A 21,309-nucleotide genomic window follows, 5' to 3' on the forward strand; every position below is an offset into this window, starting at 1 on the left:
CTAGCCCTCGGGCGTCGAGCGGTAATCTTCACGACGCTTTAACTGATAGCGCCGTACCGCGGAATTGTGCTCTGACAGGCGAGCGGAGAAATGATGACTGCCATCCCCTTTGGCGACAAAAAACAGCCAGGGGCCGGCCTCGGGGTTAAGGGCAGCGGTGATTGCGGCCTCCCCGACCATGGCAATGGGTGTCGGCGGCAGCCCTTCTATCGCATAGGTGTTGTAGGGTGTTTTCTTGAGCAGGTCGGAACGGCGCAAATTGCCCTTGTAGGCATCACCCATGCCGTAAATCACCGTTGGATCGGTCTGCAGGCGCATGCCCTGCTGCAGCCGGCGCACAAAGACACCGCTGATGCGCGGGCGCTCATCCGGTACCGCGGTTTCCTTTTCAATAATGGATGCCATGATCAGGCCCTCGTACGCCGAGCCGTAAGGCAGCTCCGGCTGCCGCTCTTCCCAGGCCTTGACCAGGGCGGCATCCAGCGAGGTGCGGGCACGACGCAACAGATCCAGGTCCGACATGCCGCGCAGGAACTGATAGGTTTCAGCCAGAAACAGCCCCTCGGGATGCTTGTCGGGCTCCCCCAGCAGCGCCATGATCTCGCTGTCATCAAGTTCGGTCAGGGTCTGCAAGAGTACCGGGTTGGCCGCCAGCTGTTCGCGCAACTGCACAAAGCTGGTCCCTTCCACCACGGTAAAGAAATGCCGCAACGTGTCGCCATCGACCATTTTCTGCAGCAGTCCACGCAGGGTCAGGCCCGGCTCAATGGCATATTCGCCGGCCTTGACCCGGTGTGCCACGCCCTGCACACGAGCAAAGATACGCAGCAAAAGCGGCCGCTGCACCAGTGTCGCTGCCTCCAGGTCAGCCGCGATCTGGTTGAATCCCTGGCCCCGTTCAATCACCAGTGTGCGGGGTTCAGCCACCGGCAGCGGGCTGTCGACATAGGCATTGATGCGTTGCCAGGCGATGGCAAGCAGCAACAGCGTCAGCAGCGCCCCACCGAACAGTAGCCTCATACTTTTTTTCAACACGCGAGATAATCCTCTGCTAGCAGCGATTGCAGCTGCCGGGTAACAGGCCCTGTCGGCCAGTGCCGATTACCCAGCGCCACCACCGGCCAGATATCGATCAGGCTGTTACACAGCATGACCTCATCAGCCTGTTCAAGTTCAGATTTGGCAAAGCGCCCTTCAACGATTGCTATTCCGGCGCCCGCAGCCAGCACCAGCAAGCGTGTACGTATCACGCCGGCCACACCACAGCGATCCAGCAGGGGCGCATACAGGATGCCGGCGCTGACCCACAGCAGATTGCTCATGGTGCCCTCCACCACATGGCCCTCGGTGTCGCACAGCAGGCCTTCCCGAATTGAGGGATCATTCCACTCGCTACGCGCCAGCACCTGTTCCAGCCGGTTGAGATGCTTGATACCTGCCAGGCGCGGATTCAGCGCCAGTGTCATGTCGCACCAGCGTACCCGAACCCCCGCCTCGGCCGGGTGATCCGGATAGTCCGGCATAACGGATAGCATCAGAATACGGGTACAGCTCATGCCGGTCACAGGCAGATAACCCCGACCACCGGAACCGCGGGTAATCAGAATCTTGAGGACGCCGTAGTCCTGCAGGTTACACAGCTGGGCAAGTTGTGCCAGATCAGACTGCAGATCGGTCAACAGCGCGGGAGCATCAAGCGCCAGCCGCTCGCAACCCAGGCGCAGGCGCGCCAGATGCAGATTCAGCAGTAGCGGACGGCCCAAGCGCAGCTGCACTGTTTCAAACAGGCCGTCGCCGTAAGCCAGACCACGGTCAGTGACCGCAACCGAATCGGCGGGAACACCATTGACCAGCGTGAAGGGAGGGCTATTCATGGTCGGACACCGATGACCCCTCTGCCCGACAGGACAGAGGGGTCAGGTAGCGACTCAAATCTTGCGAAACGCAAGAGTACCGTTGGTGCCGCCAAAACCGAAGGAGTTGGACAGCGCCGTATCGATTCGACACTCCTGCGCCACCTTGGGCACATAGTTGAGATCACAGCCTTCGGACGGGTTGTCCAGGTTGATGGTCGGCGGGGCCACCTGGTCGCGAATCGCCAACAGACAGAAGATCGCCTCGACCGCACCGGCCGCACCCAGCAGGTGCCCCACCATCGACTTGGTGGAACTCATGCGGACCGCCGCAGCAGCACTGCCCAGCACACGCTTGGCGGCGTTGGACTCGGCCACATCACCGGCCGGCGTCGAGGTACCATGGGCATTGATGTAGTGCAGCTCATCCGGGTTCATGCCCGCATCGCGCAGGGTGTTTTCCATGGCGCGGGCGGCGCCTTCACCGGTTTCCGGCGGCGCCGTCATGTGATAGGCATCATCGCTCATGCCAAAGCCGACGATCTCCGCATAAATCCGCGCACCGCGTGCCTTGGCAAACTCGTACTCTTCCAGCACCAGAATACCGGCACCGTCACCCAGCACGAAACCATCGCGATCACGATCCCAGGGACGGCTTGCCGCCGCCGGGTCATCATTGCGGGTCGACAACGCACGGGCAGCGGCAAAGCCGCCGATCCCCAGCGGAGTATTGGCCATTTCGGCACCGCCGGCGACCATGGCATCGGCATCACCGTACTGAATCATGCGCATGGCATGGCCGATATTGTGCGTGCCGGTGGTACAGGCCGTCGTAATGGCAATGTTCGGGCCACGCAGGCCGTATTTGATCGCCAGGTTGCCGGCAATCATGTTGATGATGCTGCCCGGCACAAAGAACGGCGATATGCGGCGCGGACCACCTTCGTTCAAAATATCGTGATTACGCTCGATCATCGACAGACCGCCGATACCCGAGCCCACCGCACAACCGATGCGGTGTGAATTTTCGTCGCTCACTTGCAGACCAGAGTCATCGATCGCCTGAATGGCCGCAGCCATGCCGTACTGGATGAACAGATCCATTTTGCGGGCGTCTTTGACGCTCATGTACTCGCTGACATCAAACCCCTTGACCGGGGCCGAGAAGCGTGTCGCAAACGCAGATGCATCGAAGTGATCAATCGGCGCCGCACCACTTTTGCCAGCAAGGATATTGTCCCAGGTCTCTTTAACCGTATTCCCCACCGGTGTCAGCATTCCGATGCCGGTAACCACCACTCTCCTGCGAGACATTGCGATCCTCCAGTAACTCTGGCCGTAAAAAAGAAAAGCCGCACTATACTGCGATAGATGCGGCTTTTCACTTGTTCTTGAACGTGTCGATTACTGGTGCGTGTTGATGTAATCGATTGCCAGCTGTACGGTGGTGATTTTTTCAGCTTCTTCGTCAGGAATCTCAGTTTCGAACTCTTCTTCCAAAGCCATAACCAGCTCTACAGTGTCCAGAGAGTCAGCGCCAAGATCTTCAACGAAAGAGGCTTCGTTGGTCACTTCGTCGCCTTTAACGCCCAGCTGTTCTGCGATGATTTTCTTTACGCGCTCTTCAATGTTGCTCATAACTCTTCCTATATTCTTTTCAACCCGTGCACCCTGAGATGCGAATCGGGATTTTATAGATACCGCCATGCCCTAGCAAGCGTGGCGGCGTTTAATATCACCGTAAACTGACGGCCAATTATCAACATATTGCCGAAAAAAACAATTCTTTGTGACAGAAGCCTGAATCAGGCCATATACATCCCGCCATTGACCTGAATTGTCTCGCCTGTGACATAGCCGCCGCCCTGACCGGCCAGGAAGCCTACCACGGCAGCGATCTCCTCGGGCTGACCGAGACGATTCATGGGTATCTGTGCCTGCAGATGCGCCTTGTGCTCATCGGCCAGGCCACTGGTCATGTCGGTATCGATAAAGCCCGGCGCGACACAGTTAACCGTAACATTTCGCGAGCCGACCTCGCGCGCCAGAGCACGGGTAAAGCCTTCCATGCCGGACTTGGCCGCCGCATAGTTCGCCTGCCCGGCATTGCCCATGGAGGCCACCACGGAACTAACACTGATGATGCGGCCCCAGCGCGCCTTGGTCATGCCGCGCAGGCATGCCTTGACGACACGATAAACCGACGTGAGATTGGTGTTCAGCACCGAGTCCCACTCGTCTTCTTTCATTCGCATCATCAGGTTATCGCGGGTGATACCGGCATTATTGACGAGGATATCCACCGCGCCAAACTCATCCTGAATCTGCTTGATGACCTGTTCAACCGACTCGGCACTGGACACATCCAGCACCAGACCCGCCCCCTTGAAGCCCGCCTCGGCGAGGTAGGCACTGATGGTCTGGGCACCGGACTCACTGGTTGCCGTGCCTACGACGATGGCTCCCTGCCCGCCCAGCTCATGCGCAATTGCCTTGCCGATGCCACGCGTAGCGCCGGTGACCAGCGCCACTTTACCTTCGATACTCATCTGCTATCCCTTATCGATTTTTATTCGCCCAGGGCCTTGGCAAGGCCGGCCGGCTCATTGATGGCAGCCACATTGAGGGCCTTGTGCACTTTCTTGTTCAGGCCCGACAACACCTTGCCAGGACCACACTCAACCATCGTCTCGACGCCGGCATCAACCATGGCCTGCACCGTACGTGTCCAGAGCACCGGACTGTACAGCTGCGCCAGCAGGTTCTGCCGGATCTGTTCCAGCGTCTGGGGCTCGGCTGCGTCAACATTCTGCAGCACCGGTATCTGCGCAGGATGCAGGGTGATCTCCGCCAGCGCGGGCGCCATCTGCTCAGCGGCAGGGCGCATCAGGGCACAGTGGGAGGGCACACTGACCGGCAAAGCAATGGCACGCTTGGCACCGGCCGCCTTGCAGGCTTCCATACCACGTTCCACAGCGGCCTTTTCACCGGCGATGACCACCTGGCCCGGGCAATTGAAATTGACCGGCGACACTACCTGCCCCTGGGCCGCAGTCTCACAGGCAGCAGCGATAGCCGCATCATCCAGACCCAGGATAGCCGCCATCGCGCCAGTGCCGGCGGGCACCGCCTGCTGCATCAGACGACCACGCAGCTGCACCAGCCGCACGCCGTCGGCAAAGCCCAGCACACCGGCACAGACCAGGGCGGTATACTCACCCAGACTGTGGCCGGCCATCAGTGCAGGCATCGCACCGCCGCGCTGCTGCCACAGGCGCCACAGCGCCACACCGGTGGTGAGCAGCGCAGGCTGCGTCACTTCGGTATTGTTAAGTTCGTCTTCAGGACCCTGCTGGACCAGCGCCCAGAGATCATACTCCAGCACCTGGGAGGCCTCGGCAAAGGTTTCCTGAATTACGGGGTACTGTTCGGCGAGTTCAGCCAGCATACCTGTATGCTGGGAACCCTGTCCGGGGAAAACAAAAGCAAGCGCCTGCGACATGGATTCCTCGTCTTTGCAATCTGATTGCGGTGACTGCCCTGAGGGCATAATGGAGCCGTAGTTTACATGATTACGGGATGCTTGGCAGACCGAACCGCCCCGCAAGACACCTTAAACCCGCACATCGGGACTCAGTATAGGCACTCAAGCCAGGGATGCAGCAAGCTGCTCGCTTATTCGACGCGGCACATCCATCCTTACCTCGGCGATGGCCTCGTCAATCGCATAGCCAAAACAGGCACGATCTGCACCGCCATGACTCTTGACCACGATTCCCTGCAACCCCAGCAGGCTCGCGCCATTACGCCTGGCCGGGTCAAGCTGCTGCCCGAGCTCACGCAGCAAGGGCCGCGCCAGCCAGGCCAGCATGCGCCGATAGAAGGTCCGCCCGAAAGCCACCCCCAGCCGCTGCGTCACCAGCCGAGACACACCCTCACTGCTCTTAAGTGCAATATTGCCGACAAAACCGTCACAGACCACCACATCCGCCTTGCCGGCAAAGATATCATCGCCCTCGATATAGCCGATGTAGTTGAGCCGCCCATAGGTGCTGATCAGCATCGACGCCAGCTTGACCTGCTCGTTTCCCTTGATCGCTTCCTGGCCGATATTAAGCAACCCGACCCGGGGCGCGGCAACCGCATCCACCGCCTGGGTCATGACCGACCCCATGATGGCAAACTGCAGCAAATGCTCGGCACAGCAGTCGACATTGGCCCCCAGGTCCAGCATGTAGCAATGCCCTGCCTGCGTAGGCACCGCACTGACAATCGCCGGCCGGTCGATGCCCTCGAGCATGCGCAGCACACGCCGCCCAAGCACCATCAGCGCACCGGTATTGCCGGCACTGACACAGGCGCTCGCCTGACCATCGGCGACCAGCTGCAGCGCAACACCCAGAGAGGTATTTTGGCCTTTGCGTAACGCATGGGAGGGTTTCTCGTCCATGGCGATAACGCCATCAGCCTGGACAGGCTGCAGCCGTGCGCGCACGGAGGCCGGGATATTGTGCAGAAAGGGGGTAAAGCTATCGATCTGACCGACCAGCTTGATTGTCAGGCCGGGGTATCTTTCAAGCGCCTCAACGGTGGCGGGAACCGTAACGCGGGGACCGAAGTCCCCGCCCATCGCATCTATCGCAATGGTACAAAAGCCGGACAAGCTTAGATGTCGTCCTGCTTGTTGACTACCTGGCGACCACGGTAGAAACCATCGGCGCTCACGTGGTGACGCATATGAGTTTCGCCGGTGGTGGCTTCAACAGAAAGACTCGGGGTGCCCAGAGCGTCATGGGAACGACGCATGTCACGCTTAGACCGGGACTTTTTGTTCTTCTGTACTGCCATGGTGAGATAACTCCTAGTTCAACTCTTGTCAGCGTCGGCCTTCAGCTTGGCCAATACACTGAACGGGTTAGGTTTTTTTGACTTTTCATCTTCCGGGGCGATCTCCCCGAAAGAGGTCTGAATACTACAGTCGTCATGATAAGGCACTACCGGGAGATTGAGGATCAGCTCCTCCTCCACAACAGACCAGAGTTCGACGTCTTCGTCTTCTACGATCAGCGGATCATAATGACGTGGCAATGTTTTCGCCACTTCCTCGCTGGGCGCAACAGCCAGATTAAAGCCGGCCTCTACGACAACCTCGACGGGTTCCAGACAGCGCTGACACGTCATTAAAACACGGCCTTCAGCACTACCGGAAACGGTACGGATACGTTGCGGGTCCAGGGAAAACAGAAGATCCACGGTAACATCACCCTCGTTTGCAACGAGGAAAGATGCCAGACGCGGCATTCCATTCAGACTGGCAAGCCCCTGGATACGTACTTCCCGCTCGGCAAGTTTTCGCGGGTCAACTCTTTTCGGTAATGGTCCGTACGACATAAGCGCGCAATTCTAGGGTGCAAAACCCTGACTGTCAAAGAAAAACAGGGGGCTTCCACAGGATTAATTCGGGTTGGTATTCTACGACGTATGGAATCCCCTGTAACGCTGAAATGGCATTCACTGATGAATAAACTGATCCTGGCGTCGAGCTCCGTATATCGGCGCGCCCTGCTCGACACTTTACAGCTGCCCTATGAATGCATCAGCCCCGATATCGACGAAAGCGCACGCCCCGGCGAGTCCGCCGAAACCCTGGTGCGTCGCCTGGCTCTGGAAAAAGCCCAGGCCGTCGCCAGGCACACTCCCAACGCACTCGTGATCGGCTCCGACCAGGTGGCCGTGCTCGATGGCGACATCATCGGCAAGCCCCTGACCCACGACAAGGCCCGGGCCCAGCTGCTGCGCGCATCGGGTCGCAGTGTGCGCTTCGTCACCGGGCTCTGCCTGCTGAACAGCAACAGCCGGCACAGCCAGGTCGACGCCATCGACTTCCAGGTGCACTTTCGCACCCTGACGGAACAGCAGATCAATCGCTACCTGGAGCGGGAGCAACCCTACCAGTGCGCCGGCAGCTTCAAGTCTGAAGGGCTCGGCATCGCCCTGTTCGAACGCCTGGAGGGCGACGATCCCAACAGCCTGATCGGCTTGCCGCTCATACGCCTGGTGCGCATGCTGGAAAACGCCGGCGTGCAGGTTTTGTAAAAGCGCCACTCAGCAGAAAGGGAGACCGAAGTCTCCCCCACCGGGCTGAGCCTGCTTGCGCCACAGACCTCAAGGCTGCCTAGCAAACTGTCGGACTTAACACTGATCTACTGCGGAAACGCCGATTTTGGTCATTTTGCGTACTCTTTCTCGGTAAATAAAACCACTATTTGCCTTAAAAGAGCCCAAAAACTGCCTCAAAACGGCCACTCCCTCGCTACGATCGGTCAAGCCCGACAGGCTGCTAGCGCAGCGTCCCCATGCCGCTCAGGCCAAGCTCCGAGGCCAGCGACTTGGAAACGCTGACACCGAGCCGGTCGATCAGCTTGTCCAGCGGCGACAGCTTGGCACCGTACTCGACCAACTCCTCGTACCCGACGATATCCCGCGCCACCATGCTGCTGCTGCCAAGACCATCGATGAGCCCCAGCGCCAGTGCCTGCTCACCGGTCCAGACCAGCCCGCTGAACAGACGATCATCCCCCTTGAGGCGATCACCGCGACCTGCTCGCACCTGGTCGATAAACTGCTGATGGGTTGTACCCAGGACTTCCTGCCAGAAACGCCGCTCGCTGTCCTTCAGTGGGCTGAACGGATCCAGGAAAGTCTTGTGCTCGCCGGATGCCAGCGCGCGACGTTCAACCCCCAGTTTCTCCATAAGCTCGACAAAGCCAAAACCGGCCGATGTCACCCCAATGGAGCCCACCAGGCTCGCCTTGTCGGCATAGATATCATCCGCCGCCGCGGCGATGTAATAGGCCCCCGAGGCCCCCATGTCGCTGATAACGGCATAGAGCTTTTTCTCTGGATAGAGTCCGCGCAACCGCTTGATTTCGTCATAGACATAGCCGGACTGTACCGGACTGCCGCCCGGGCTGTTAATGCGCATGATCACGGCCCTGGACTTGGGCTCCTTGAAAGCCGCCCGCAAGGCTCCGACCAGGTTGTCGGCGCTGGCCTCCTCACCATCGGCGATGGGGCCGCGCACATCGATGATCGCGGTGTGCTCCTTGACCAGCACATCCTGCGCCAAATCCTTGCCCATCAGGAAAATGGCCAGGATCCCAAACAGGTAGCCAAAGGTCAGCAGCTTGAAAAAAATGCCCCAGCGCCGGCTGCGGCGCTGCTCGGCATGAAGGCCCATCAGCAGCTTTTCGATCAGGCGCCATTCGCGCTTGCCACCCTCCTGCGCTTTTTCCACGGTCGCTTGCAACTTGTCATCCATTTTCTCGTCCCAGGGATTATCCGCCACGAGGTACTCCTATAAGGGTTTGTTCTGCCCGTCGAGCCAATGTTCAAGCTCCGGAAAATTGTCAATCTCCAGTACCGGCCGCCAGGGCTTGAGGCGGTCAATATGATGCGCTCCATAGCTCACGGCCACCGTCGCCATGCCGGCCCGATGCCCCATCTCCAGGTCATATTCGGTATCACCAACCATCAGGGCGTCGGACACATCGACCCCGGTTTGCTGCAAAATTTCATGCAGCATGTGCGGGTCCGGTTTTGACGTGGTTTCATCGGCACAGCGCGACAACTCGAACAGGCTGCCAAGGCCGGTCTGTGCAAACACCCGGTCAAGCCCGCGCCGGTTCTTGCCGGTGGCGACCGCCAGGCGGTAGCCCTTGCGCTGCAGTCGCCCAAGGCTGCTGCGGGCGCCGGCAAACAGGTGGGTCGGCGTATCATCACCGGTCACGTAGTAGTGCGCGTACCGCTCACGCATGGCGTCAATACCGGCGGCATCGATACCCGGCACCAGCGCCCGTATCGCCTCGGGCAAACCCAGCCCGATAATATTGCGGATGGCCTCGGCATCCAGCGGGGCCAGATCCAGATCCAGTGCCGAACGCTGCATGCTCGAAATAATTCGAGCGGCAGAATCGATGACGGTTCCATCCCAATCGAAAATCAGCAGTTTGTACACAACCATAGTCCCGTAAAATCCCAAGGCGCCAAAGGATGCAGCAATGCGTCAGCCGGCGCAAGGCGATACAGTTGCAGCGCCCTCCAGGGCCAACGTATATTGATAAAACATTTTCAGGGAGTGCAACCATGCAACTGAGTCGTTTCACGGACTATAGCCTGCGGGTACTGTTCTATGTCGCGATCAACAATGATCGCCGGGCGACGCTGCACGAAATTGCAGACTTCTACCAGATATCGGTGGAGCACCTGCGCAAGGTGGTGCATGCCCTGTCCAAAAGCGGCCACCTTAAAACCTACCGGGGCAAAAATGGCGGTCTCAGGCTCAACCTGCCACCGGCAGACATTAACCTCGGCGCCCTTGTCAGCCAGAGCGAAGGCACAGACCCGCTGATCGATTGCGAGGCCCAGCCCTGCCGCCTGGCCGGTATCTGCAACCTGCAAAACGCCCTGGCAGAAGCACAGCGGGCCTTTATAGCGAGCCTCGCCCAGTACAGCCTGGCCGACATGCTCAACAACCCGCGCATGCAACAGCAATTAATCAGCAAGTCCGGCTAAGCGGCCGCCAGCAGGTTGGGTAAAAGCTCCCCGCTAAGACTCAGTGTCAATTCCCAGGCGCCGGCGCAGCAACGGACTGGTGGTGGTGTACTGCAGCTGCACTTTTTTCCCCGGCTCCAGCCGGGCCTTGATGGCAAAGGCCGCCAGCGCCGCCTCGTGAAAGCCGCTCAGTATCAGTTTTTTCTTGCCAGGATAGGTATTGATGTCACCGACGGCGAACACCCCCGGCAGCGAGGTTTCGAAGCGCTCGGTATCGACTCGCAGCTGATTGGCTTCCATCGCCAGGCCCCACAGCTTCACCGGCCCCGCATCCGGCACCATGCCGAAGAACACCAGCAAGCTGTCGGCCGCCTGCCACTGCGCCTTGCCATCACTGTCGGTCAGCTCGATAGCAGACAGGCCTCCGCCCACACAGCGATAGTCGCTCGCACGCCCCGCCACGAAGCGCATGCGCCCCTGGTGACAGAGTTCGCGCATCTGCTCCACCAGCGCCGGCTGGGCCCGGAAACGCTCCGAACGATGCACCAGCACCAGCGAGCGTGCCGCTGTCTCCAGCGCCATGACCCAGTCCAGTGCCGAGTCGCCGCCACCGAAGATCACCAGATCCTTGCCGGCAAATGCGGCCCGGTCCCTGACCGAATAAAACAGCTGCTGACCTTCAAGCGCCTCGATGCCCTCCAGCTTAAGTCGCACCGGCTTAAAGGCACCGGCACCGGCGGCGATCACCACGGCGGCCACATCGAACTCGCTGCCCAGACTGCCCCGCAGCCAGAAGCGCTCTCCCCGTGCTTCGAGCTGCTCGATACGCTCACCAAAACAGAACTGGGCGTCAAAGGGGGCTATCTGGCGCAACAGGTTTTGCGTCAGCTCGGCCCCGCTGATTTCGGGGATGGCGGGAATATCGAAAATGGGCTTTTGCGGATAGAGCTCGGCACACTGACCGCCGGGCTGTTCCAGCGCTTCAACCACGATGGCATTCAGACCCAGCAGGCCCAGCTCGAACACCTGAAACAGGCCACAGGGGCCCGCGCCTATGACCAGCACATCTGCTGTTTTCATGCATCTGCCTCCATTGCCAGGCCGCCTTCATACTGACCCATCCTGCGCCCGACGGGTGAATTCAGCATGAACAGGTACAAGCCGCACCGCCTGAGTACCCCCAGTGTAGACGCCTGACAACATTGCCAGAGAGGCGCCGAAACCGCCAAGGAAGGAAGAAAAAGGAAGCAGCACCCAGAGCCGGCAAGATAAGGAGACCGCACCACGAATGCAGTGCGGCATACAGGCACTTTTACCCCTGGGGCAGCTCGAGCTTTTGCGGACTGACCAGCAGGCCGTTGTTGTCACCGTAGACATACTCACCCGGACGAAAGGTCACACCACCAAACGTCACCGGCACATTGACCTCACCCAGGCCGCGTTTCTCGGTTTTCAGCGGATGACTGCCCAGCGCCTGCACACCCAGGTCCAGCTCGGCAATGGCATTCACGTCCCGGATACAGCCATAGATCACGATACCTTCCCAGCCGTTATCCGCCGCCTTTTCGGCCAGCATGTCGCCCAGCATGGCCCGACGCATGGAGCCACCACCATCCACCACCAGCACCTTGCCCTCACCCGGCAGCGCAACCTGCTCGCGCACCTTGGAGTTGTCCTCGAATGCCTTGATGGTGACGATTTCGCCCCCAAAGGCACCGCGTCCGCCAAAGCTGCCGAACATCGGCTCCACCACCTGTACCAGCGCTTCGAAATGGTCACACAGCTCGGGTAAAAGATCGTCCATCACTGACTCCTTGAGATGAAAGCAGGCCTGGGTGGCCTCGACAAAAACGCCATGATCAACGATCAGGGCGGCAATTGCACTACCACCAAGGCAGCAGAACATCGGATAATGGGCCCCGGACAGCCGCACCAATTCTTCACTCACAGGAAACACCGCCATGCATATCTGGGTCGACGCCGATGCCTGCCCCAAAATGATCAAGGACATTCTGTTCCGGGCTGCACAGCGCACCCATACTCGCATGACCCTGGTGGCCAACCAGTTCATGAGCACGCCGCCCGGCAACCTGATCGACGCCATCCAGGTGGCCAGCGGCTTTGATGTCGCCGACAACACCATCGTCAGCAAGCTGCAGGCGGGCGACCTGGTCATTACCGCTGATATTCCGCTGGCGGCCGAGGTCATCGACAACAACGCCTGGGCGCTCAACCCCCGCGGCGAGCTCTATACCAGGGAAAACATCCGCCAGCGCCTGTCGATGCGGGACTTTATGGAAACCCTGCGCAGCTCAGGTATCCAGACAGGGGGGCCTGCCGCCCTTGGCAACGCCGACCGCCAGGCCTTTGCCAACCAGCTCGACAGTTTCCTGGCCAAGCACGCAGCCCCCAAAAACTGACTGTCGCCCGCTCAGAGCACCAGCAACCCCGTCACGATGGCCAGCGGCACTAGTGCGATAACCCCAACACCCAGCCCACGCAGCAAGTACAGACCGGCCAGCGCCAGGGCCAGATCGCGCCCACTCGTGACGGCGCTGACGAAAACCGGCTGGTAGAGCGCCGCCAGAAGCAGCCCCACCACCGCGGCATTGACGCCCGCCACGGCCCCGGCCAGCGCGGGCCTTGCGACCCAGCGCTGCCAGTCGGGCAACACCGCGATCAACAGCAGAAAGCCCGGCAGGAACACGGCCATGGTGGCCAGCAGCGCGCCCAGCAACGACGCCTGCGGCGACAGGCCGTACCCCAGGAAGGTCGCCAGGGTAAACATCGGGCCCGGCACCGCCTGGGCCGCCGCATAACCGAGCAAAAACTGCGACGAGGTCAGAGCATCCCCCAACAGCGCCTGCAACAGCGGCAACACGACATGCCCACCGCCAAACACCAGGCTGCCCGCCTGATAAAAATCTGCGGCGACACCCAGCACCCCGCTGCCGAACCCCAGCGCCGGCATCAGCCAGGCACTCCCCAGCAAGCCGGCGAACAGCAACAGGGCCCAGCGGTGCCTGCCCCCCGGCGCGGCGGCAGTTGCCGGATCAACTGCCGGCCCGGCCGCAGCCCCCAGTCTGTACGACCCCAGTAGCGCCGCCAGCAGCAGAACGACCAGCTGCGCAACGATACCCGACAGCAGTAGTGCTGCCATGGCCGCCAGCAGCGCTATGGCCGCAACGAGCTTGCCATTACAGAAAGACCGCGCCATGCCCCAGAGCGCATCGGCGACCACCACCAGCGCCAGCAATTTCAAGCCGTGCAGCACGGACTCGAACCAGCTCTGCCCCAGTAGCCAGCCACCGCCTGCGGCCAGTGCCAGCATCAGCAGCACCGAGGGCAGCGTAAAACCCACAAAGGCACAGCAGCCGCCGAGTACACCCTGGCGCCGGTAGCCGATGGCAAAGCCCAGCTGGCTGGATGCCGGCCCCGGCAGAAACTGGCACAGCGCCAGCAATTCGGCAAAGGCACGCTCATCCAGCCAACCGAGGCGGTCTACAAAATGATGGCGAAAGTAGCCGACATGGGCCGCCGGGCCGCCGAAGCTGACGCAGCCAAGCAACAGAAACTGAAGAAAAACCTGCGCCATGCGGAGCCTCCGTGCGTGGAAACACGGTGTTATAGCACAAGGCCGATGAAAGTTAGATGTCACGGCGCCATGCATCCAGGAACATGGCGCAATCTATACTGAAATTATGCAAATTCGAATCGCCACAGGGATGAAACTGCTGCGCCTGCTGCCGGCACTGCTGTTGCTCATGAGCCTGACAGGCGCCCCTATGCCCGCAACCGCGGCAGAGCCCGGCGCCGGGGGTATCTGGCTGCTTGACCTGAAGGGCGTGCTGGGCCCGGCCAGCGCCGACTACCTCAGCCGCGGTATCGAGGCTGCCGCTACGGCGGACGCGAAGGCGATCATCATTCGCATCGACACCCCCGGCGGACTGGACCTGTCGATGCGCGACCTGGTTCGCAGCATCCTGGCCTCGCCGGTTCCGGTGATCGGCTACGTCACGCCAGGCGGTGCCCGGGCAGCCAGCGCCGGCACCTATATCCTCTATGCCTGCCATGTCGCTGCGATGTCTCCGGCCACCAACCTGGGCGCCGCAACGCCGGTTCAGATTGCCGCACCGTCGCTGCCATCGCCGCAGCCGGAGCAGCCGGACGAGGACAGTCAGCAGGAGGGCAGCCCTGCGACCAGCCAGCCCCAGGGCAGCGCCATGGAGCGCAAGCTGATCAACGACGCGGTGGCCTATATCCGCGGCCTGGCGGAACTGCGCGCACGCAATGGCGACTGGGCGGAGCAGGCTGTACGCGAGGGCGCCAGCCTGTCATCCCGCCGGGCCCTGGAGCTGAAGGTGATCGACCTGATCGCAACGGACCTGGACGATCTGCTGTCCCGGCTCGAAGGCCGCGAAATCCGCATCGCGGGCCAGGTGCTGACCCTGTCGCTCGCAGGCGCAGCGCGCATCGAACACCAGCCCGACTGGCGCAGCGAATTCCTGGCGGTGATTACCAACCCGAATGTCGCCTATGTACTGATGCTGCTCGGGATCTACGGCCTGATCTTTGAATTTTCCAACCCCGGCATGGGCCTGCCCGGTATCGTCGGCGCCGTCTGCATACTGCTCGCCCTCTATGCCTTCCAGGTGCTGCCGGTCAGCTACGCCGGGCTCGGGCTGGTCATTCTGGGGCTGGCACTGATGGTGGCCGAAGCCTTCGCGCCGAGTTTCGGCGTGCTGGGCCTGGGCGGCGTTATCGCTTTCGTCGTCGGCTCGATCATCCTGATGGATACCGAACTGCCGGCGTTCCAGGTCGCCCTGCCGGTCATACTCGCGCTGGCCGTCAGCAGCGCGGGGCTACTGGCCCTGGTCCTGGGCATGGTCTGGCGCTCGCGTCGCCAGGCCGTGGTATCGGGCGTCAAGGCCCTGGTAGATGTAACCGGCGTAGTCGAGCAACTGCATGACGGTCATCCGCTGGTACGCATCCGTGGCGAGCTCTGGCAGGCCGACTGCGACGAACCACTGGCGCCCGGCGACCGGGTCAGGATTCTGAACGTTCGGGGAGTGCGCCTTTCGGTCCATAAACTGGGGAGATGACCCATGAGCTACTATTTTACGGCGACGCTGATAGTGGTCGCCCTCATGCTGCTTCTGTCAATGTTTCGCATCCTGCGCGAATACCAGCGCGGCGTCATTTTCCTGCTCGGGCGCTTCTACCGCGTCAAGGGGCCGGGACTGATTATCGTCGTTCCGCTGATCCAGCAGATGGTGCGCGTCGACCTGCGTACCGTGGTGATGGATGTCCCGACCCAGGACGTGATTTCACGCGACAATGTCTCGGTCAAGGTCAATGCCGTGGTCTATTTTCGCGTCGTCGATCCGGAACGGGCCATCATCCAGGTCGAGAATTTCCTTGAGGCCACCAGCCAGCTGTCCCAGACGACCCTGCGTTCGGTGCTCGGCCAGCACGAACTCGATGACATGCTGGCCGGGCGCGACCAGCTCAATGCCGATATCCAGGCGATTCTCGACAAGCAGACCGATGCCTGGGGCATCAAGGTGTCCAATGTCGAGATCAAGCATGTCGACCTGGACGAGAGCATGATCCGCGCCATCGCGCGCCAGGCGGAAGCAGAGCGCACCAGGCGCGCCAAGGTGATCCATGCCAAGGGCGAGTTCGAGGCATCCCAGCAGCTACTCGATGCCGCCAATATCCTGGCCACCCAGCCCCAGGCACTGCAACTGCGCTACCTTCAGACCCTGACCGAAATTGCCGGTGCCAACAGTAATACCGTGGTGTTCCCGTTGCCACTGGACATCTTCAGCGCTTTCAAGCAACCGCCCGGCAAGTGATCGGCCTGTCCGCCGCTCAGCTTTGCCGGCACAGTTCAATCCAGCGCACCAGGCCGGCACTGCGGTACTTCTGCCGATGCATGACAAAATAGAACAGGCGGCGGAAATCGCGCCCCGGCACCTGCAACGGCACCAGGTCGCCCCGCCTGAAGGCATCCTCCAGCGTTACCCGGGACAGGCAGCCCACGCCCAGTCCCGCCTGAACCGCCCGCTTGATCGCTTCGGTGTGCTGCAGCTCCAGCAGAATATGCATCTGCGGCATCAAGCCATACAGCGCCCGATCAAACGCCTGGCGTGTGCCGGAACCTGCTTCGCGCAGTATCCAGGGCACCGCCAGCAGCTGCGCATCACTGAGCTCACCGCAACGGGCCAGCGCATGCTCCCGGCCACAGAACACCACCAGCTCATCTTCACGCCACGGCATCACCTCCAGGTCTGCATGCTGCACGTCGCCCTCCACCAGCCCGATGTCGAGTTCGAAGTTGCGTACCTTGTCGGCAATGGTGGCGGTGTTCTCGACATCCAGCGTAACCCGCGCATCGGGGTGATCCAGCATGTAGCGCGCCATGATACTGACCGCCAGGTAGTTGCCGATACTCAGCGTGGCGCCGACCTTAAGCGGCCCGGCCTCGGCGTGCTGCATCAGCGCCGTTTCCAGCTCCAGCGCCTGGGCCAGCAGAGCCTCGGCCCGTGGCTGCAACAGGCGGCCCAGCTCATTGAGCTGCAGGCGCTTGCCGACGCGGTCGAACAGCTGAATGTCGAAGTGGGTTTCCAGCTCCCGCAGGGCACCGCTGGCGGCGGACTGCGACATCGCCAGTTCCTCGGCCGCCCGGGTAATGTTCTGGCTATGGGCGGCGGCCAGAAACACCTGAAGTTGACGCAGGGTGTACTTCATAATCGCTAAAACCGATAAGGGTTATTGATAAATTCATTTTTACAGTTGGTTATAGATAGCGCTAGTCTTGCAATCATTAAGTTATAAGCATCACCGCAGAGTGAAGGACAAGGCAGCATGAGCAACCACAATCGCGAAACGGTTACCGCCGTTCACCACTGGAACGAAACCCTGTTCAGTTTCACTACAACCCGCGATCCGGGTTTCCGCTTCAAGAACGGTCATTTCACCATGATCGGACTTGAGCTCGAAGGCCGCCCGCTGATGCGCGCCTACAGCATTGCCAGTGCCAACTACGAAGATGAAATGGAATTCTTCAGCATCAAGGTACAGGACGGCCCGCTGACCTCTCACCTGCAGCGCCTGCAGGTCGGTGACGAAGTGCTGATCAGCCGCAAGCCCACCGGCACCCTGGTGGCCGACCACCTGCTGCCCGGGCGCAACCTCTACCTGCTGAGCACCGGTACCGGCCTTGCACCCTTCATGAGCATTATCCGCGACCCGGAAATCTATGACCTTTACGACCGCGTGATTCTGACCCACGGCGTGCGCTCGGTGTCGGAGCTGGCCTACCAGCAGACCATACTGGAAGAACTGCCCAACAACGAATTTTTCGGCGACGTGATTCGTGAAAAGCTGCTCTACTACCCCACGGTCACCCGCGAAGCCTTCCGCAACCAGGGCCGCCTGACGGACCTGATGCGCAGCGGCAAGCTGTTCAGCGACCTGGGACTGCCCCAGCCCAACCTCGAAGATGACCGTTTCATGATTTGCGGCAGCCCGAGCATGCTGAAGGAAACCTGCGACATCCTGAACGACTGGGGCTTTAGCGAATCACGCCACGGCGAGCAGAGCCACTATGTCATCGAACGCGCTTTTGTTGAAAAGTAGCGCAAGAAACCGGCAGGCCTAAACAACCGCCAGGCCAGAAACCAGAAAAAGGCGCCCGTGCAATGCACGGGCGCCTTTTCGTTTTGCCTTGGCAGCTGCACGCTCAGGCCATCAGGCGCGCGCCTGGCACAATTGCTCCAGCAGCACCTGTAGCGGATGCGGCACGTCCTGCTCGTCAAACCGCTTCACCTGGGAACGGCACGAGTAGCCGGTCGCCACCAGGCGCTCATGGTTCTGCGCATCATTGACCGGCTCGCGCCAGCTCAGATCATAGATACGGCGCGAGGTATCCAGGTTGGCACTTTCGTGCCCGTAGGTACCAGACATGCCGCAGCAGCCCACCGACAGCAACTCCAGTCGCTGCCCCAGGGCAGAGAAAATCTGCTGCCAGTTACGGATGGACGGCGCCGCCGAGGTTTTCTCGGTGCAGTGGGCCAGCAGCTTGAAATGCCCTGCCGGCATGCCAGCGCGCACCTTCTCCAGTGCGTCCTGCTGCTCCACCAGCCATTCCTGCACCAGCCGTACCGGTGGCAGCGCGTCGCTGCCCAGGGCCGAGACGTACTCCTGGCGGTACGTCAGGGTCATGGACGGATCGATGCCCACCAGTGGCAGGCCACTGTCGGCCAGGGCATTGAGCATTTTGGCATTGCGCCGAGCGGCCTTCTCGAAGGCACCCATAAAGCCGTGCACGTGCAGCGGCTTGCCATTGGGCAGGAACGGCGCCACCAGCACGTAGAAGCCCAGGCGTCCAAGCAGGTCCACCAGGTCCAGCACCAGCGAGGTTTCAAAGTAGCTGGTAAAGGCATCCTGCACGATGACCACGGCCTTGCCGCGCTGCGCGTCGGAGAGACCGGCCACCCGTTCCGGCGTGGCCAGCTCGATACCCCGCCGACGCAACCCCGACTGCAGGTCCTGGGTCGAGATAGTCGGGCTGTCGACCATGCCGATCTGGCGACTGAAAAAGCGCTTGATCAGCAGGTTGTCCATGGCCCAGTTGTAGGGCCCCGGAAAACGGGCCAGGGTTGGAATCATGAACTCCAGGCTGCCCACCATGTAGTCCTTCACCGGGCGCAGGTAACGGCTGTAATAGACCTCCAGGAAGCGGGCGCGAAAGTCCGGCACATTGACCTTGATCGGACACTGGCCCACGCAGGACTTGCAGGCCAGGCAGCCCATCATGGATGCATGCACCTCGTTGGAAAAGTCGTACTCGCCACGACGCTTGCGCAGGCTATTGCGAATACGTTGCGGCAATCCCGACAGGAAAGAGGAGCCGCGCACCTGGGCGCTGGCGTCGTTCAGGTCCACCCCCTGGTTCGACATCAGCCGCAACCATTCCCGCACCAGGGATGCCCGCCCCTTGGGCGAGTGAATACGCTCGCGGGTGCCCTTCCAGGACGGGCACATGGCGTCGTTGGGGTCGTAATTGAAGCAGGCGCCATTGCCGTTACAATTCATCGCCGAATCGTAGCTCTTGCGTACATCCGCACCGACCTGGCGGTCATGCTGGCCGCGGGTGGGCACGCCATCGATCTTCAGCAGCTCGGCCCCCTCGATCATGGGCGTGGCGATCTTGCCGGGATTGAGCTGGTTGTGGGGGTCGAATGCGCCCTTGATGCGTTGCAACTCGGGATAGAGTTCGCCAAAGAACTCAGGCGCGTATTCGGAACGTACACCCTTGCCGTGCTCGCCCCAGAGCAGCCCCTTGTATTTCTGCGTCAGGCGCACCACCTCGTCGGTGACCTCGCGCACCAGGCCCTCCTGCGCCGGGTCCTTCATGTCGATGGCCGGGCGCACATGCAGAACGCCGGCATCGACATGGCCAAACATGCCGTAGGTCAGGCCACGCTCATCCAGCACGGCGCGGAACTCCATGATGAAGTCCGCCAGGTTTTCCGGCGGTACCGCCGTGTCCTCAACGAAGGGAATCGGCCGCCTGTCACCTTCGGCATTACCCAGCAGGCCCACAGCCTTCTTGCGCATGCCCCAGATCTTGCCGATCTCGGCGGCGCCATACACCACCGTGTGGCCGAAGCTGCTGCCCGGCTGGCCACTGACCTGCTCCAGGTGGGCCTCCAGCCTGGCGACATCCTCGCGCAACCGGGTTTCATCATCACCGGTGTACTCCACCAGGTTGATGCCCTGGATGGCCGGTTCGCCGGCGTGGTGCGGGAAATACTCGCGCACCGAATCCCAGACGATATCGCCCATGGCCAGATTCAGCACCTTCGAATCCACCGTTTCCAGCGAGGTCGGGCCCCAGGCCATCAGTGACTTGGCATCGCGCAACGAGCTTTCGAAGCTGTCGTACTTGATATTCACCAGGGCGGAATACTTGGGGATCGGCAGCACATTGAGTTTGGCTTCGGCGATAAAGGCGAGCGACCCTTCGGACCCGCAGAGCACCGAGTTAAGGTTAAAACGTCCCTGATCATCGCGGATATGCGCCAGGTCGTAACCGGTGAGGCAGCGATTTAGCCTGGGGAAGCGAGCCTCGATCAGCGCTTTTTTATCGGCATAAATGCCATCGACCAGCCGATGTACCTCACCGACCAGGTCATCCTGCGCCTGGACCTTGGCCAGCTTGGCGTCGCTCAGCGGCTTGGACTCCCAGAAGCTGCCATCAAGCAGCACAGAGCGCAGCTCCAGCACATGGTCGCGGGTCTTGCCATAGAGGCAGGAGCCCTGACCACTGGCGTCCGTATTGATCATGCCGCCAATGGTGGCGCGGTTGCTGGTGGACAGCTCGGGCGCGAAAAAGAGCCCATGGGGCTTGAGCGCGGCATTGAGCTGGTCCTTGACGACCCCGCCCTGCACCCGCACCCAGCGCTCCTCGACGTTGATCTCGATAATCCGGTTCATGTGGCGGGAGCTATCGACGATCAGGCCATCGCTGAGGGACTGGCCGTTGGTGCCGGTACCGCCACCGCGCGGACTCATGCGAATGCGGCTGAAGCGCGGCTGGCTGGACAGTCGTGCAATCAGCATCAGGTCCTCGACACTGGCCGGGTAGACCACGGCCTGGGGCAGCAGCTGGTAGATGCTGTTGTCGGTGGACTGCACCACCCGGTTGGCGTAATCCGGGCTGGTATCGCCACCAAACCCCTGCTGCTGCAGCTGCTCGATAAACTCCAGATACAAGGGTTCGGTGGTATCGATATGACGGATGTACGGAATCATGGGCTCGCGGGTCCTCGCTATCGCATTCAGGCTGCCTGAGTGCGCGGGATTGTCTGTCTGGTCGCTATGATGCAGAATT

22 protein-coding genes are annotated in these 21,309 nt (G+C 61.0%); 6 read left to right on the top strand and 16 right to left on the bottom strand.

Annotated features, from left to right (window positions below; translation table 11 throughout):
- From mltG to KDW95_RS07725, 9 genes are all read right to left on the bottom strand, one after another.
- A complete protein-coding gene (mltG, locus tag KDW95_RS07685) occupies nucleotides 1-1,020 on the bottom strand; it encodes an endolytic transglycosylase MltG (protein ID WP_255855701.1) in 1,020 nt (339 codons plus the stop codon).
- Between the two features lie 8 nt (nucleotides 1,021-1,028).
- Nucleotides 1,029-1,874: an aminodeoxychorismate lyase gene (gene pabC, locus KDW95_RS07690; protein WP_255855702.1), complete on the bottom strand. Its 846-nt coding sequence runs from the start codon at nucleotides 1,872-1,874 to the stop codon at nucleotides 1,029-1,031.
- Between the two features lie 54 nt (nucleotides 1,875-1,928).
- The gene (gene fabF, locus KDW95_RS07695; RefSeq protein WP_255855703.1) at nucleotides 1,929-3,167 is read right to left on the bottom strand and encodes a beta-ketoacyl-ACP synthase II; all 1,239 of its coding nucleotides are present in this window, start codon (nucleotides 3,165-3,167) and stop codon (nucleotides 1,929-1,931) included.
- Between the two features lie 90 nt (nucleotides 3,168-3,257).
- On the bottom strand, nucleotides 3,258-3,491 hold the full coding sequence (gene acpP / locus KDW95_RS07700; protein WP_067381152.1) for an acyl carrier protein: 234 nt from the start codon (nucleotides 3,489-3,491) through the stop codon (nucleotides 3,258-3,260).
- A gap of 167 nt (nucleotides 3,492-3,658) precedes the next feature.
- Nucleotides 3,659-4,402, bottom strand: coding sequence for a 3-oxoacyl-ACP reductase FabG (fabG, locus tag KDW95_RS07705; RefSeq protein WP_255855704.1), 744 nt, complete (start codon nucleotides 4,400-4,402; stop codon nucleotides 3,659-3,661).
- 20 nt (nucleotides 4,403-4,422) lie between these two features.
- Nucleotides 4,423-5,355 (bottom strand): ACP S-malonyltransferase, encoded by a 933-nt coding sequence (fabD, locus tag KDW95_RS07710; RefSeq protein WP_255855705.1) that lies wholly within the window; start codon nucleotides 5,353-5,355, stop codon nucleotides 4,423-4,425.
- A gap of 144 nt (nucleotides 5,356-5,499) precedes the next feature.
- Nucleotides 5,500-6,516 (bottom strand): phosphate acyltransferase PlsX, encoded by a 1,017-nt coding sequence (gene plsX, locus KDW95_RS07715; protein WP_255855706.1) that lies wholly within the window; start codon nucleotides 6,514-6,516, stop codon nucleotides 5,500-5,502.
- A 2-nt stretch (nucleotides 6,517-6,518) separates the two neighbouring features.
- The gene (gene rpmF, locus KDW95_RS07720; protein ID WP_255855707.1) at nucleotides 6,519-6,701 is read right to left on the bottom strand and encodes a 50S ribosomal protein L32; all 183 of its coding nucleotides are present in this window, start codon (nucleotides 6,699-6,701) and stop codon (nucleotides 6,519-6,521) included.
- Between the two features lie 18 nt (nucleotides 6,702-6,719).
- Nucleotides 6,720-7,106, bottom strand: a complete 387-nt coding sequence (locus KDW95_RS07725) for a YceD family protein (protein ID WP_255855708.1) — start codon at nucleotides 7,104-7,106, stop codon at nucleotides 6,720-6,722.
- Nucleotides 7,107-7,370: 264 nt separating this feature from the next.
- Between KDW95_RS07725 and KDW95_RS07730 the strand changes: the two genes are divergently transcribed.
- On the top strand, nucleotides 7,371-7,949 hold the full coding sequence (locus KDW95_RS07730; protein WP_255855709.1) for a Maf family protein: 579 nt from the start codon (nucleotides 7,371-7,373) through the stop codon (nucleotides 7,947-7,949).
- Between the two features lie 244 nt (nucleotides 7,950-8,193).
- Here KDW95_RS07730 and KDW95_RS07735 read toward each other — a convergent pair whose 3' ends face one another.
- A complete protein-coding gene (locus KDW95_RS07735; RefSeq protein ID WP_255855710.1) occupies nucleotides 8,194-9,201 on the bottom strand; it encodes a S49 family peptidase in 1,008 nt (335 codons plus the stop codon).
- Nucleotides 9,202-9,210: 9 nt separating this feature from the next.
- Nucleotides 9,211-9,870: an HAD-IA family hydrolase gene (locus tag KDW95_RS07740; protein WP_255856480.1), complete on the bottom strand. Its 660-nt coding sequence runs from the start codon at nucleotides 9,868-9,870 to the stop codon at nucleotides 9,211-9,213.
- Nucleotides 9,871-9,998: 128 nt separating this feature from the next.
- Here KDW95_RS07740 and KDW95_RS07745 point away from each other — a divergent pair, with 128 nt between their 5' ends.
- On the top strand, nucleotides 9,999-10,427 hold the full coding sequence (locus KDW95_RS07745; RefSeq protein ID WP_255855711.1) for an RrF2 family transcriptional regulator: 429 nt from the start codon (nucleotides 9,999-10,001) through the stop codon (nucleotides 10,425-10,427).
- A gap of 33 nt (nucleotides 10,428-10,460) precedes the next feature.
- Here the strand turns inward: KDW95_RS07745 and KDW95_RS07750 are convergent, their stop codons facing one another.
- Both KDW95_RS07750 and KDW95_RS07755 read right to left on the bottom strand, forming a co-directional pair.
- Nucleotides 10,461-11,486: an NAD(P)/FAD-dependent oxidoreductase gene (locus KDW95_RS07750; protein ID WP_255855712.1), complete on the bottom strand. Its 1,026-nt coding sequence runs from the start codon at nucleotides 11,484-11,486 to the stop codon at nucleotides 10,461-10,463.
- 232 nt (nucleotides 11,487-11,718) lie between these two features.
- Complete coding sequence (locus KDW95_RS07755; protein WP_255856481.1) at nucleotides 11,719-12,210, bottom strand: putative 4-hydroxy-4-methyl-2-oxoglutarate aldolase; 492 nt, start codon at nucleotides 12,208-12,210, stop codon at nucleotides 11,719-11,721.
- Nucleotides 12,211-12,367: 157 nt separating this feature from the next.
- Between KDW95_RS07755 and KDW95_RS07760 the strand changes: the two genes are divergently transcribed.
- Nucleotides 12,368-12,826, top strand: coding sequence for a YaiI/YqxD family protein (locus tag KDW95_RS07760; RefSeq protein WP_255855713.1), 459 nt, complete (start codon nucleotides 12,368-12,370; stop codon nucleotides 12,824-12,826).
- An 11-nt stretch (nucleotides 12,827-12,837) separates the two neighbouring features.
- Here the strand turns inward: KDW95_RS07760 and chrA are convergent, their stop codons facing one another.
- The gene (chrA, locus tag KDW95_RS07765; protein ID WP_255855714.1) at nucleotides 12,838-14,001 is read right to left on the bottom strand and encodes a chromate efflux transporter; all 1,164 of its coding nucleotides are present in this window, start codon (nucleotides 13,999-14,001) and stop codon (nucleotides 12,838-12,840) included.
- Nucleotides 14,002-14,131: 130 nt separating this feature from the next.
- On the opposite strand from chrA, the gene KDW95_RS07770 reads away from it, so the two are divergent.
- Both KDW95_RS07770 and KDW95_RS07775 read left to right on the top strand, forming a co-directional pair.
- Entirely contained in the window at nucleotides 14,132-15,508 is a 1,377-nt protein-coding gene (locus tag KDW95_RS07770; RefSeq protein ID WP_255855715.1) for an NfeD family protein, read from the top strand.
- 3 nt (nucleotides 15,509-15,511) lie between these two features.
- A complete protein-coding gene (locus KDW95_RS07775) occupies nucleotides 15,512-16,264 on the top strand; it encodes a slipin family protein (RefSeq protein ID WP_255855716.1) in 753 nt (250 codons plus the stop codon).
- Nucleotides 16,265-16,280: 16 nt separating this feature from the next.
- On the opposite strand, the gene KDW95_RS07780 is transcribed toward KDW95_RS07775, so the two are convergent.
- Nucleotides 16,281-17,159 carry a LysR family transcriptional regulator gene (locus KDW95_RS07780; RefSeq protein WP_255855717.1) on the bottom strand — a complete coding sequence of 293 codons (879 nt, stop codon included), beginning with the start codon at nucleotides 17,157-17,159 and terminating at the stop codon, nucleotides 16,281-16,283.
- 117 nt (nucleotides 17,160-17,276) lie between these two features.
- Between KDW95_RS07780 and KDW95_RS07785 the strand changes: the two genes are divergently transcribed.
- Nucleotides 17,277-18,050 (top strand): ferredoxin--NADP reductase, encoded by a 774-nt coding sequence (locus tag KDW95_RS07785; RefSeq protein ID WP_255855718.1) that lies wholly within the window; start codon nucleotides 17,277-17,279, stop codon nucleotides 18,048-18,050.
- A gap of 111 nt (nucleotides 18,051-18,161) precedes the next feature.
- On the opposite strand, the gene ydiJ is transcribed toward KDW95_RS07785, so the two are convergent.
- Nucleotides 18,162-21,230 (bottom strand): D-2-hydroxyglutarate dehydrogenase YdiJ, encoded by a 3,069-nt coding sequence (ydiJ, locus tag KDW95_RS07790; RefSeq protein WP_255855719.1) that lies wholly within the window; start codon nucleotides 21,228-21,230, stop codon nucleotides 18,162-18,164.
- Nucleotides 21,231-21,309 lie beyond the last annotated feature (79 nt).

It is taken from the genome of Marinobacterium rhizophilum (assembly GCF_024397915.1).
GTDB lineage: Bacteria > Pseudomonadota > Gammaproteobacteria > Pseudomonadales > Balneatricaceae > Marinobacterium_A > Marinobacterium_A rhizophilum_A.